Raw genomic sequence first — 13,396 nt, forward strand, 5'->3', positions numbered from 1 at the left:
ATTTGCCTAAGGTAGATAGAAGCGGCCTGCTGAGAATAAATGACCCATGCCGAAACGGAACGATATTAATAGCATAGTGATTCTCGGTGCTGGACCTATTGTAATTGGCCAGGCCTGCGAGTTTGACTATTCTGGTGCCCAAGCTTGCAAGTCCCTCAAAGAGGAAGGCTATCGGGTAATTCTGGTGAATTCTAACCCAGCAACCATCATGACTGATCCAGGACTAGCCGATGCTACTTACATTGAGCCGTTAACCTGGAAAACGGTGGCCAGAATCATTGAAAAGGAGCGCCCCGATGCGTTATTACCCACTATGGGTGGGCAAACAGCTTTAAATTGCGCGCTGGACTTGGCTCGCGAGGGCATTCTGGAACGTTATGGCGTGGAAATGATAGGAGCGAACCAGGAAGCTATTAATAAAGCCGAAGACCGGGATCTCTTTCGCCAGGCGATGCAGAAAATTGGCTTGGATATGCCCCGTTCGGCGATCGCCCATAGTCTAGAAGAAGCGCAGCAGGCTCAGAGGGATTTAGGATTCCCGATTGTTATTCGGCCGTCGTTTACCTTGGGGGGATCGGGGGGTGGTATTGCCTACAATCGGGAAGAGTTCGTGGAAATCTGCGAGCGAGGCCTAGATCTCAGCCCCAGTTCAGAGTTGCTTATCGATGAGTCTGTGCTTGGCTGGAAGGAATTTGAGATGGAGGTGGTGCGGGACAGCAAGGATAATTGCATCATTATTTGCGCTATTGAAAATTTAGATCCAATGGGGGTGCATACGGGGGATTCCATTACCGTGGCGCCCGCTCAAACCCTTACGGATAAGGAATACCAGGTGATGCGCGATGCCGCCATTGCAGTATTGCGCGAGATTGGGGTGGAGACCGGCGGCTCTAACGTGCAGTTTGCCGTCAATCCAGAGGATGGGCGATTAATCATTATTGAAATGAATCCCCGGGTCTCTCGTTCTTCAGCCCTAGCTTCTAAAGCCACGGGCTTTCCCATTGCGAAGGTGGCCGCAAAACTAGCCGTTGGCTATACGCTGGATGAGCTTCAGAATGAAATTACTGGTGGTCTGACTCCGGCTTCCTTCGAGCCTAGTATTGATTATGTAGTCACGAAAATACCCCGTTTTACCTTCGAAAAATTTCCTAAAGCGGATGCCCGCTTAACCACGCAGATGAAATCCGTGGGCGAAGTAATGGCCATTGGCCGAAACTTTCAAGAATCCCTGCAAAAAGCGCTTCGTGGTTTAGAAACGGGCGCGGATGGTTTCAATGAAAAAGTGGATCTAACGGCGAAAGATGCCGCGGAAACCTTACGTTACCAACTGCGGGTGCCTTCTGCGGATCGGCTCTATTATCTTGCGGATGCCTTCCGGGCTGGCTTTTCCATGCAGGAGGTTTATGGCTTAAGCCATATTGATCCTTGGTTCTTGGCTCAGATTCAAGAATTGATTCAGGTTGAGCAAGGGTTACAGGGGATCTCTCTGAAGCAAGTGGAGAAAGATCAGCTCTATCGTTTGAAGCGCCAAGGCTTTTCAGATCGTAGGTTGGCCATTCTCCTTGGGGTAGAGGAAAAGGAAGTACGGCAGCGGCGGCATACGCTTGGTATCCGCCCCGTTTATAAGCGAGTGGATACCTGCGGGGCTGAATTTGCTACCACCACGGCCTATCTTTATTCCACCTATGATGAGGAGTGTGAAGCGGCCCCTAGTCAGCGTAATAAGATCATGGTGCTTGGAGGTGGACCCAACCGTATTGGCCAAGGGATTGAATTTGATTACTGTTGTGTGCATGCCGCGTTGGCATTACGGGAAGATGGTTACGAGACTATCATGGTCAATTGTAACCCAGAGACGGTTTCCACCGACTATGATACTTCCGACCGGCTCTACTTTGAACCTTTGACTCTGGAAGATGTTCTGGAGATTATCTCCCTGGAGCAGCCCCAAGGGGTTATCGTTCAATACGGCGGCCAAACGCCCCTCAAGCTAGCGCGGGCTTTGGAGGCGGCAGGGGCGCCGATTATCGGTACTTCCCCGGACTCTATCGATTTGGCCGAAGATCGGGAACGGTTTCAAAGGCTCATTGAGAAACTTGGGCTTAAGCAGCCCCCTAATCGTACTGCCCGCACCCAGGAAGAAGCTCTCCGCTTAGCCGCTGAAATTGGCTACCCTTTAGTGGTCAGGCCCTCCTATGTGCTTGGGGGACGCGCCATGGAAATCGTCTACACTGCGGATGAACTCGCCAGATACATGAAAGAAGCGGTGAGTGTTTCTAACGATTCTCCGGTGCTATTGGATCGGTTTTTAGATGAAGCCACCGAGGTGGATGTCGATGCCATCTGTGATGGAGGGCAAGTCATGGTCGGTGGTATTATGGAGCATATTGAACAAGCCGGTGTCCATTCTGGCGACTCGGCATGTGCTTTGCCGCCTTTTAGTTTGAACGCTGCGGTGCAGAATCGGCTGCGGGAGCAAGTGTGTAACATGGCCCGTGAGCTTAAGGTGGTGGGTTTAATGAATACCCAGTTTGCTATCCAAGCAAACGAGATTTATGTACTTGAGGTTAATCCTCGCGCCTCCCGGACCGTGCCTTTTGTTTCCAAAACGATTGGCATTCCCCTTGCCAAGATTGCCGCCCGTTGCATGATGGGTCAGAGCTTGGCAGAGCAAGGGATGATAGAGGAAATAATACCCCATTATTTCGCGGTAAAAGAAGCAGTTTTTCCCTTTATCAAATTTTCCGGTGTTGATCCTATCTTGGGGCCAGAGATGAAATCAACGGGGGAGGTAATGGGAACTGGACGCTATTTTGGCGAGGCTTTCTATAAGGCGCTTTTGGGAGCCGGAGTAGTACTGCCCCAACAAGGCAAGGTCTTTATTAGTGTTCGAGATGCTGATAAGCAGCGGATCATTCCGATTGCGCAGGAACTCTCTAGGTTGGGTTTTGAGCTTTTAGCTACCCGGGGGACTAGCGCAGTATTGGGCCAGGAGGGAGTTGCTTGCCTCCAGGTTAATAAGGTGCTCGAAGGTCAGCCCCATATTGTAGATATGATAAAAAATGACGAAATTGCGCTTATCATTAACACCACAGAAGGTCGTAAGGCAGTTTCCGATTCTTACGCCATTCGTCGTTCAGCTTTACAACATAAGGTGACCTATACCACTACCGTAGCTGGCGCGTGGGCCACTTGTGAGGCCCTGCGTGCAGAGACCACCGATTCGGTCTACCGATTACAAGATTTACAGCGGGAGGCGCAAAAATGAATAAGGTACCCTTGACGGAGAAAGGGGCGCAGCAATTGCGCGAAGAGTTGCGGGAACTTAAGACCGTAGTTAGGCCGAAAGTGGTGGCGGCCATTGCTGAAGCCCGTGCCCATGGTGATCTTAAAGAAAATGCAGAATACCATGCCGCCCGGGAAGAGCAGGGGTTTGTTGAAGGGCGTATCAGGGATTTGGAGCATCAGCTTGCCCATGCCCAGATAATTGATGTGAGTAAACTCCAGAAAGACGGCCGAGTAGTCTTTGGCGTGACTGTTGATTTAATTAATATAGAAACTGACGAGAAAGCAAGCTATCAAATCGTTGGCGATCTAGAAGCAAATATTAAAGAGAATAAAATCTCTATAAACTCTCCCATTGCTCGCGCCCTCATTGGAAAAAGAGAAGGAGATGAAATCCAGGTGCAAGCACCCAGTGGAGTCATTCTCTATGAGATTGCTGCCATAGGCTATCAATAAATAAATGGAAATGATGGTGGCACTGGCGGATGGTAGTAGAGGTTAGGGCAATATTCATTTGGAATTAAACATGGATGTTGAATGCCCCCTAGCGAGGGTCGCGAAGTGCAAACGGCGTCCCACGCGCGAGGGGCAGGTTACTTGCCTTTTGCCATGAATGGGCGCTACGGTTTTCTCGCTTTCGGAGCCTAGGGTCGGGAGGACCCGAGGTGAAAGCGCGTGGAGCGGCAAACCAACGGAGGCCAAGGTAAACTCTTTGCCGAAGGCTGCTAGGAAGCGCGAATTCTTCAGGTTGATGAGGTTTTGTAGGAACAAAACTGACATCAGTTATGGCGAAACTCCAACGATCCTCCATAAATCCATGGCGAAACGTAAAAGTCATAGCGCTCGTTGGTTACGGGAACATTTCCGTGATTCCTATGTCACACAGGCTAAGGCGCAAGGGTATCGATCTCGTGCCGTTTTTAAGCTCCAGCAGATAGATGCACGGGAACGTTTATTATGTCCAGGTAGTGTTATTGTCGATCTCGGTGCAGCTCCAGGAGGTTGGTCCCAGTGGGCCGCTGATCGGGTCGGAGAGCGGGGTCAGGTGATTGCTCTGGATATTCTCCCCATGCTTCCATACCCTGGTGTACGGTTCATCCAGGGAGATTTTCGTGAGGATAATATTCTAGTTGAGTTACAGAATACCCTCACAGACTGTGCGGTAGATCTTGTAATGTCGGATATGGCTCCTAATATGAGCGGTATGGCGGCAGTAGATCAACCTCGTGTCATCTACCTTGGGGAGTTAGCGCTAGCCTTTGCCCAAGAAAGCTTAGGGCCAGAAGGCTCATTTTTACTTAAAACCTTCCAGGGTGAGGGGTTCGATACACTTTATGAAGTCATACGCCAGGATTTTTCTCAAGTGCGGATTCATAAGCCGCCGGCCTCACGAGGACGTAGTCGCGAGGTCTATATCGTCGCCAGGCGATCACGGAAGGATAATGGCGGGGAGTGAAATTGGTAGTCGCAGGGATTTGCGAGTGCTACCAGCACAGGAACCTAATGTACGAGGCATAACAGATTGAGCGACATGGCAAAAAATATTATCTTGTGGGTAGTGATTGCCCTAGTACTGATGTCGGTTTTTAATAGCTTCGACACGCGTCAGGTAAGCGGCCATCACATTGATTACTCTCGATTCATCGCTGATGTTAAAAGTGGGCAGGTGAATAAAGTGGTGATCGACGGACGTCACATCAGTGGCGAAACAAGTGAAGGAAAGCATTTTACGACCTATAGTCCAGGCAACGATCCAGGTTTGATCGGTGATCTTCTGGGTAATGGTGTTGTCATTGAAGCCAAGCCAGAAGAGGGAACAGGGCTTTTAATGCAGGTGTTTATCTCCTGGTTCCCGATGTTATTGCTCATTGCAGTATGGATTTTCTTCATGCGACAGATGCAGGGCGGCGGAGCTGGAGGCCGTGGAGCAATGTCGTTTGGTAAAAGCCGCGCGCGTATGCTGAGCGAAGAGCAGGTAAAAGTTACCTTTGGTGATGTCGCTGGGTGTGACGAGGCAAAGGAAGAAGTCCAGGAATTGGTAGAGTTTTTGCGCGAGCCCGGTCGTTTTCAAAAATTAGGAGGTAAAATTCCCCGGGGCGTGCTTATGGTGGGACCGCCAGGAACAGGAAAAACCTTATTGGCGAGGGCAATTGCTGGCGAAGCCAAGGTTCCCTTCTTCACTATTTCCGGCTCTGATTTTGTGGAAATGTTTGTGGGTGTGGGAGCCTCACGGGTACGGGATATGTTTGAGAACGCCAAAAAGCATGCGCCTTGCATCATTTTTATCGACGAAATTGATGCTGTTGGGCGCCAGCGTGGTGCTGGCCTGGGGGGTGGCCATGATGAGCGAGAGCAGACCCTCAATCAAATGCTGGTGGAGATGGATGGGTTTGAAGGCAACGAAGGCGTTATCGTGATTGCTGCAACCAACCGTCCTGATGTGCTGGATCCAGCTCTATTGCGGCCAGGGCGCTTTGATCGGCAGGTTGTGGTTTCTCTCCCAGATATCCGGGGGCGGGCACAAATCCTTAAAGTTCACCTTCGTAAGGTCCCAGTCGCGGAAGATGTTGCGCCAGACCTCATTGCACGGGGTACCCCAGGTTTTTCTGGCGCCGATCTTGCTAACTTGGTCAATGAGGCTGCTTTGTTTGCCGCCCGTGGCAACAAGCGCTTAGTCGATATGCAAGACTTAGAGCAAGCCAAGGATAAAATCCTGATGGGTGTTGAGCGGCGTTCAGCGGTGATGAGTGAGGACGATAAGAGGCTCACTGCTTATCATGAAGCTGGGCACGCTATCATTGGCCGTTTGGTCCCCTCGCACGATCCTGTTTACAAGGTAAGCATCATTCCTCGGGGCCGGGCACTAGGCGTGACTATGTTCTTGCCCGAAGAAGATCGCTATAGCATGAGTAAGCTGCAGATAGAAAGCCAAATCTCTAGCCTCTTTGGCGGGCGTTTGGCAGAAGAATTGATCTTTGGCGCAGAGTCGGTAACCACGGGTGCTTCCAATGATATCCAGCGTGCTACTGAGTTAGCCCGCAATATGGTGACCAAGTGGGGGCTTTCGGAAAAGCTAGGTCCACTGGCTTATGGTGAAGAAGAAGGTGAAGTTTTTCTGGGCCACTCTGTGACTCAGCATAAGGGTATTGCGGATACGACTGCTTCGGAAATTGATGCTGAAGTACGGGCTATTATTGACCGCAATTACCTGCGGGCAAAACGGCTTTTAGAGGAGAATATGGATAAATTACACCTCATGTCCGATGCTTTAATGAAATACGAGACCATCGATAAGGAACAAATCGATGACATTATGGCCGGTAAGGAAGCACGACCACCTAAAGCGGGTGGATCTTCTGATGCGGAACCACCCAGTGGGAGTGACGCAGTACCACCTAAAGGGAAGGAAGAACGGCCTGTAGGGGGGTCTATCCCAGCTGGTCAGCATTAATTTAACTGGAGAGTAAGCGAGCAGTGCTCAGCGTGTAAGTTAAGAATTTCACGCTGAGCACTTTTTTATTTTTCAGTTTTAAAGGCTGAAGTTGATGGCGCATTGCGCAACCCCTCTGCCACGATGCCTTGATTGTGGGGGTAAGGTTCTCAAGCTTAATCGTCCCCAAGTTATGGGGGTTCTCAATGTCACCCCTGACTCTTTTTCCGATGGCGGTAAATATCTGATTTTAGAGCGGGCGCTTTGGCGTGCGCGCCAGATGATGCAAGAGGGAGCGGCCATTATTGATGTGGGGGGGGAATCAACTCGTCCTGGTGCAGCTCCCGTTTCTGTAGAAGAAGAGTTACACCGGGTCATTCCTGTCATTGAGGCCCTTAGCAGAGAAATTCCTATTCCTCTTTCCGTTGATACTAGTAAGCCCGAAATAATGCGTGCTGCGGTTGCAGCGGGCGCCGGTTTTATTAATGATATAAACGCCCTGCGGCAGGAGGGCGCGCTAGCAGCAGCTAGTGAACTGGGCGTGCCTATTTGTTTAATGCATATGCGGGGCAAGCCCCAGACTATGCAACAAAATCCTGTATATAGTGATGTAGTGGAGGAAGTGCGGGAATTTTTGTTAGAGCGGATAATTGCCTGTGAACAGAGTGGTATTCCTAGCGAGCGGCTAATGCTTGACCCTGGCTTTGGTTTTGGCAAGCAATCTGTTCATAACCTATTGTTACTCAAGTACCTCAACCGTATTTGTGAGCTTGGTTTTCCGGTGTTGGTGGGGCTTTCGCGTAAGTCTCTTATTGGTACAATGCTAACATTACCGGTAGAAGAGCGTCTCTATGGTGGTTTAGCTTTGGCTACCCTAGCTGCTTGGCAAGGCGCTACCATAGTACGGACCCATGATGTTCAAGCGACGATGCAAGCACTCACTCTCTGTGATAACGTCCAAAAGGCGGAAGAATAAGATAAGTCACGAATAATGGAAAAAAAATATTTTGGTACGGATGGAATACGCGGCCAGGTGGGGGAATACCCTATTACTCCAGACTTTATCCTCCATTTAGGATGGGCAGTTGGAAGGGTACTGGCTCGAGGCCGTCAAAGCAAGGTTCTAATTGGTAAAGATACGCGGATTTCGGGTTATATGTTTGAATCGGCGCTCCAGGCAGGGCTTTCAGCAGCGGGTGTGGATATCCGCTTACTGGGACCTATGCCGACTCCAGCGATCGCCTATCTTACTCGGACTCTTCATGCCAAAGCTGGGATCGTCATTAGCGCCTCTCATAATCCTTATTATGATAACGGGATTAAGTTTTTCTCAAGCGCCGGCACCAAGCTGCCTGATGAGATTGAAGTTGCTATTGAAGCGGAACTTGAGAAGCCCATGCAAACCACCGTTTCCTCTTGTCTTGGTAAGGCAGAACGAGTGGTAGATGCTGCCGGCCGTTATATCGAGTTTTGCAAGAGTACCGGGCCAGCAAGTGTCGATCTCTCAGGGCTGCGATTAGTGGTGGACTGTGCCCATGGAGCGACTTATCAGGTGGCACCCGAGGTATTTGCTGAAATGGGAGCGGACATTACGGTTATTGGCGTTTCTCCCGACGGTTTGAATATTAATGAGAATTGTGGTTCCACTGCCCTTGAGTCCCTCCAACACAAAGTGCTCGAATGTAATGCGGATGCGGGCATTGCTTTGGATGGAGATGGTGACCGGGTCATTATGATTGATCATAGAGGAGAGATCGTTGATGGGGATGATATACTTTATATCATTGCTCGGGCACGCCAGCGAACCAGTAAGTTAATGGGAGCGGTAGTTGGAACCTTGATGAGCAATCTAGGATTAGAGAAAGCATTAGCTGCTTTAGGTATCCCTCTAATGCGATCTCAAGTGGGGGATCGCTACGTATTAGAGATGTTGCAATGCAATGGCTATTCTCTAGGAGGAGAGTCTTCAGGGCATATTATCTGCCTTGATCGAACGACTACCGGAGATGGTATTGTTTCAGCTCTGCAGGTTCTGGTGGAGATGGTTGCTATGGGCCATTCTCTCTATGAGCTTAAGTCTGGAGTAGTTAAATATCCCCAATGTCTCATCAATGTCCAGGTAGCGCGGGCTATTAATTTTAGCAATAACAATGCCATTATTAGCGCTGTGCAAGCAATTGAAAATCAACTGGGAGATGAGGGGCGAGTCTTATTACGGCCATCGGGAACCGAACCAGTGGTGCGGGTGATGGTTGAGGGCAGAGATACCTCGCAGGTGAATACTTTAGCGCAGCAGCTTGCTCAAGAAGTAGCCTTCCATCTGGGTAGCTCTCAAATTCGTCCTTAACGAAGGACAGTGGATTTATGATGGTGAAATTGCTTTTTACAGCTATCTACAGTAGACTAACGGGCCTTTTCAAATCAAGCCATATGATGAGGTCCTAGGTGCGTACATCCCTAGTCGTTGGTAACTGGAAGATGAATGGCTCGCGGGCCGCTAACCGCGCTTTGTTAGAATCTATGCGCAAGGAAATGGAAGCTGGAGTAGTTGCGGAGGTGGCGGTTTGCCCACCTTTTGTATACCTTGCTGACATGGAATCCTTGTTACAAGGATCGGTTATTAATTGGGGCGCTCAAAATTTATCCCATCATGAAATGGGAGCTTATACTGGAGAGATCGCTCCTTCCATGCTAGCCGATCTAGGTTGCCGTTTCGTCATTATAGGTCACTCCGAGCGGCGTACCCTGTACGGAGAAACGGACAGCCTCGTGGCTGAAAAGGCTATTGCTGCCCAGAAGGTAGATATTATTCCCATCATTTGTGTTGGTGAAACCCTACAAGAGCGCGAACAGAATATTACTGAGCAAGTTGTAGAGCGCCAGCTAAATGCTGTTTTACAACTTGCTGGCGTTAACGCCTTGAAGAAAGCTGTTATTGCCTATGAACCGATATGGGCCATTGGTACCGGCCGCACCGCAACTCCCGAGCAAGCCCAGGAGGTGCATGCTTTCATTCGAGGTCATGTGGCGGTTCAAAATTCCGGTATAGCTGAGGAATTACTCGTCCTCTATGGTGGTAGCGTTAAAGGAAGCAATGCGGCGCAATTATTGGCGATGCCGGATATTGATGGCGGTTTGATTGGCGGGGCCTCCCTGAATGCCAAAGAATTTCTGACAATCTGCCAAGCGGCAGTCTAAGAGAAATTATGCATAGTGTACTATTAGTTTTTCATATTGTGGTCGCCATAGCGTTAGTTGGCTTAGTGCTTATTCAGCATGGTAAAGGGGCTGATGCGGGCGCTGCTTTCGGTAGCGGTGCATCGGCAACCGTTTTCGGGGCGCGTGGCTCAGGGAGTTTTCTTACCCGGGCTAGTGCTATACTAGCGGCGGCATTTTTTATCACCAGCTTATCATTGGCTTATTTTTCTGTGCGAAAGCCCCAGGAAACCAGTGTTACCCAAACTACGAAGCCAAGGGTTATTGCTGATGAAAATATGGTGATCCCTTCTTTACCTAAAGATGAGGATGAAGAGGGGGTGGTTAAAAAGTCTCTTGAAGGTGATCGGCAGCTAGATCCTAACCAAGGAAAGGAGGCGGAGTCCTCTGAATCCCTAGCAGCGCCCTCCGAGATTCCAGCATTGCCGTCCGAGGTGTCGCCTGAGCAATAATATTAAAGGCAGTTAACTGCATCGCCGATGTGGTGGAATTGGTAGACACGCTGTCTTGAGGGGGCAGTGGGGAAACCCGTGCCGGTTCGACTCCGGCCATCGGCACCAGAATTCTGGTGGTGGGTGCGGCTCCGGATAATAGCCTTTAGAGGCGGGCAGAGCCGATTAAATAATTTTTAAAAAGCGCCGCGATATAAGAGCGCTCCACACAGTCTGCTGAATATGCTTGAGAATTACATTCCTGTTTTAGTGTTCATCATCGTTAGTCTACTGCTGGGCGGCGTTATGATGGTTCTAGGCTTTGGTTTAGCGCCATATCGCCCCGACCGCGAGAAAATCTCTCCTTATGAATGCGGGTTTGAAGCATTCGAAGATGCACGCATGAAATTTGATGTTCGTTACTACTTAGTAGCGATTCTATTTATTATTTTTGATCTTGAAATTGCTTTTCTTTTTCCATGGGCCGTAGTTCTAGATGATATCGGCCTATTTGGCTTTTTCTCTATGGTTGTCTTTTTGGCCATCTTAGTTGTTGGCTTTGTCTATGAATGGAAAAAAGGAGCCTTAGAATGGGAATAGAAGGCGTACTGGAGCGTGGCGTTGTCACGACCACTGCCGACAAGCTCATCAATTGGGCGAGAACGGGTTCTCTTTGGCCGATGACTTTTGGTCTTGCGTGCTGCGCTGTTGAGATGATGCATGCAGGGGCTTCCCGCTACGACATGGATCGCTTCGGCGTTATTTTCCGTCCTAGCCCACGCCAATCTGATGTAATGATTGTTGCCGGAACCCTAGTGAATAAAATGGCGCCTGCCCTGCGTAAGGTTTATGATCAAATGTCAGAGCCACGTTGGGTCATCTCCATGGGCTCTTGCGCCAACGGTGGGGGTTACTACCATTACTCCTATTCCGTCGTCCGTGGTTGTGATCGTATCGTGCCAGTTGATATTTATGTTCCTGGTTGTCCTCCGACCGCCGAAGCTTTGCTCTACGGTATTATTCAGCTACAGAATAAGATAAAGCGCAATTATACCATTGCCCGATAGAGATCATATTAGGAGCCTACTTATTTATGGCGAACGGTGTAGCAGATTTACGAAGACGTGTTGAGGGCCGTTTCGATGGTGAAATAGGCTCCTGCCGCCTCGACCGTGGGGAGCTCACAATTGAGGTGCCCCGTGAATCTTATTTTGCGGTTTGTAAAACGCTGCGAGATGAAGAAGATTTTGGCTTTGAGCAATTAATTGATCTCTGTGGCGTGGACTACCTGGAGCATGGAGTCGCCGATTGGGCGACCAGGAAAGCAACGGCACAAGGTTTTGGCCGTGCTGTAGAACGAAGGCAGCACAAAGAGCAGGCTTGGGCTGGGTTGCGTTTTGCCGTAGTCGTTCACCTTCTTTCGGTACGGCATAACTGGCGTTTGCGAGTGCGAACGTTTGTAGATGAAGAAATTCTGGTAGTGCCTTCGGTGATCCAACTCTGGGCCTCAGCCAATTGGTTCGAACGCGAGGCTTTTGACTTATTTGGTATTTTATTTGATGGCCATCCTGATCTGCGGCGTATTTTGACGGATTACGGTTTTATTGGTCACCCTTTCCGTAAGGATTTCCCCCTAAGCGGTAATGTAGAGATGCGCTACGATCCCGAGCAGCAGCGGGTTATCTACGAACCTGTAAGTATTGAACCTCGAGTACTGGTACCCCGGGTGATTCGCGATGATCACCGCTACCAAATCAAGGCTTCGGGGGGTAACGGCCATGGCTGAGATCCAAAATTTTACGCTTAATTTTGGCCCGCAGCACCCAGCAGCGCATGGGGTTTTGCGGTTAGTGCTAGAGATGGATGGGGAGATCATCCAGCGGGCTGATCCTCATGTGGGTCTGCTCCATAGGGCTACGGAAAAACTCGCTGAGAGCAAGCCGTTCAATCAGAGCATCGGATATATGGACCGGCTAGACTATGTGTCTATGATGTGCAGTGAGCACGGTTATGTGAAGGCGATTGAGAAACTCCTCGGCATTGAGCCGCCCTTGCGGGCACAGTATATTCGGACGATGTTCGATGAAATTACCCGTATTCTCAACCACCTCATGTGGTTAGGTGCCCATGGTCTGGATATTGGCGCCATGACGGTGTTTTTGTACTGTTTTCGGGAGCGGGAGGATCTCATGGACTGCTATGAAGCGGTTTCTGGAGCCCGTATGCACGCAACCTATTATCGTCCCGGTGGAGTTTATCGCGACTTGCCGGAGACGATGCCGGGATATCAACTTTCTAAGTGGCATAATGAAAAAGAGATAGCGGCACTTAATCGGAATCGAGAGGGATCTTTGCTTGATTTTATTGAAGATTTCACCACCCGCTTTCCTACTTGCGTGGATGAATATGAAACCCTACTGACCGATAATCGAATCTGGAAACAGCGCACGGTCGGCATTGGAGTCGTCACGCCGGAGAGGGCGTTGCAATTAGGTTTTACGGGACCCATGCTGCGTGGTTCAGGAGTGGAATGGGATTTACGGAAAAAACAACCCTACGCTGTGTATGACCAAGTAGATTTTGATATTCCTGTGGGGGTCAATGGGGATTGCTATGACCGTTATTTGGTGCGGATAGAAGAGATGCGCCAGTCCAATCAAATCATCAGGCAGTGTGTGGATTGGCTGCGAAAAAACCCTGGCCCGGTTATAGTGAACAACTATAAGGTTGCTGCCCCCCCGCGGGAAGAAATGAAAAACGATATGGAGGTGCTGATTCATCATTTCAAGCTATTTACCGAGGGGTATTGTGTTCCGGAAGGCGAAGCTTATGCAGCGGTAGAAGCGCCCAAGGGTGAATTTGGGGTTTACCTTATCTCGGATGGGGCTAATAAACCCTACCGGCTTAAAATCCGAGCGCCGGGGTTTGCTCATTTAGCCGCTATGGACGAAATGGTACAAGGTCATATGCTTGCCGATGTAGTTGCTATTATCGGAACCATGGATATTGTTTTTGGGGAGATCGATAGGTGAGC

General features: G+C 49.7%; 12 protein-coding genes and 1 tRNA gene. All 13 read left to right on the forward strand.

All coding sequences use genetic code 11. The annotated features are described in order from the left end of the window. Positions 1 to 46: 46 nt before the first annotated feature. The 13 genes from carB to NWAT_RS02760 all read left to right on the forward strand — a co-directional run bounded on the left by carB (position 47) and on the right by NWAT_RS02760 (position 13,394). Entirely contained in the window at positions 47 to 3,268 is a 3,222-nt protein-coding gene (carB, locus tag NWAT_RS02700) for a carbamoyl-phosphate synthase large subunit (RefSeq protein WP_013219618.1), read from the forward strand. Beyond that, positions 3,265 to 3,741, forward strand: coding sequence for a transcription elongation factor GreA (greA, locus tag NWAT_RS02705; RefSeq protein ID WP_013219619.1), 477 nt, complete (start codon positions 3,265 to 3,267; stop codon positions 3,739 to 3,741). The genes carB and greA overlap by 4 nt, the downstream gene beginning before the upstream one ends. A 361-nt stretch (positions 3,742 to 4,102) precedes the next feature. Continuing rightward, positions 4,103 to 4,741 (forward strand): 23S rRNA (uridine(2552)-2'-O)-methyltransferase RlmE, encoded by a 639-nt coding sequence (gene rlmE, locus NWAT_RS02710; RefSeq protein WP_013219621.1) that lies wholly within the window; start codon positions 4,103 to 4,105, stop codon positions 4,739 to 4,741. Between the two features lie 75 nt (positions 4,742 to 4,816). Next, the gene (ftsH, locus tag NWAT_RS02715) at positions 4,817 to 6,736 is read left to right on the forward strand and encodes an ATP-dependent zinc metalloprotease FtsH (protein WP_013219622.1); all 1,920 of its coding nucleotides are present in this window, start codon (positions 4,817 to 4,819) and stop codon (positions 6,734 to 6,736) included. A gap of 94 nt (positions 6,737 to 6,830) precedes the next feature. Then, positions 6,831 to 7,691, forward strand: a complete 861-nt coding sequence (gene folP / locus NWAT_RS02720; RefSeq protein WP_013219623.1) for a dihydropteroate synthase — start codon at positions 6,831 to 6,833, stop codon at positions 7,689 to 7,691. Positions 7,692 to 7,706: 15 nt separating this feature from the next. Further along, the gene (glmM, locus tag NWAT_RS02725) at positions 7,707 to 9,062 is read left to right on the forward strand and encodes a phosphoglucosamine mutase (protein WP_013219624.1); all 1,356 of its coding nucleotides are present in this window, start codon (positions 7,707 to 7,709) and stop codon (positions 9,060 to 9,062) included. 98 nt (positions 9,063 to 9,160) lie between these two features. Beyond that, the gene (gene tpiA, locus NWAT_RS02730) at positions 9,161 to 9,913 is read left to right on the forward strand and encodes a triose-phosphate isomerase (RefSeq protein WP_013219625.1); all 753 of its coding nucleotides are present in this window, start codon (positions 9,161 to 9,163) and stop codon (positions 9,911 to 9,913) included. Positions 9,914 to 9,921: 8 nt separating this feature from the next. Further along, the gene (gene secG, locus NWAT_RS15550; RefSeq protein WP_013219626.1) at positions 9,922 to 10,383 is read left to right on the forward strand and encodes a preprotein translocase subunit SecG; all 462 of its coding nucleotides are present in this window, start codon (positions 9,922 to 9,924) and stop codon (positions 10,381 to 10,383) included. A 23-nt stretch (positions 10,384 to 10,406) separates the two neighbouring features. Continuing rightward, a tRNA-Leu gene (locus NWAT_RS02740) sits at positions 10,407 to 10,491 on the forward strand. Positions 10,492 to 10,605: 114 nt separating this feature from the next. Continuing rightward, positions 10,606 to 10,962 (forward strand): NADH-quinone oxidoreductase subunit A, encoded by a 357-nt coding sequence (locus NWAT_RS02745; RefSeq protein ID WP_013219627.1) that lies wholly within the window; start codon positions 10,606 to 10,608, stop codon positions 10,960 to 10,962. Beyond that, entirely contained in the window at positions 10,953 to 11,429 is a 477-nt protein-coding gene (locus NWAT_RS02750; RefSeq protein WP_004269195.1) for a NuoB/complex I 20 kDa subunit family protein, read from the forward strand. The genes NWAT_RS02745 and NWAT_RS02750 overlap by 10 nt, the downstream gene beginning before the upstream one ends. A gap of 26 nt (positions 11,430 to 11,455) precedes the next feature. After that, positions 11,456 to 12,148 carry an NADH-quinone oxidoreductase subunit C gene (locus tag NWAT_RS02755; RefSeq protein ID WP_013219628.1) on the forward strand — a complete coding sequence of 231 codons (693 nt, stop codon included), beginning with the start codon at positions 11,456 to 11,458 and terminating at the stop codon, positions 12,146 to 12,148. Then, positions 12,141 to 13,394, forward strand: coding sequence for an NADH-quinone oxidoreductase subunit D (locus NWAT_RS02760; RefSeq protein ID WP_013219629.1), 1,254 nt, complete (start codon positions 12,141 to 12,143; stop codon positions 13,392 to 13,394). Before NWAT_RS02755 ends, NWAT_RS02760 begins: the two co-directional genes overlap by 8 nt. Positions 13,395 to 13,396: the final 2 nt, after the last annotated feature.

The sequence above is a fragment of the Nitrosococcus watsonii C-113 genome, assembly GCF_000143085.1.
GTDB lineage: Bacteria > Pseudomonadota > Gammaproteobacteria > Nitrosococcales > Nitrosococcaceae > Nitrosococcus > Nitrosococcus watsonii.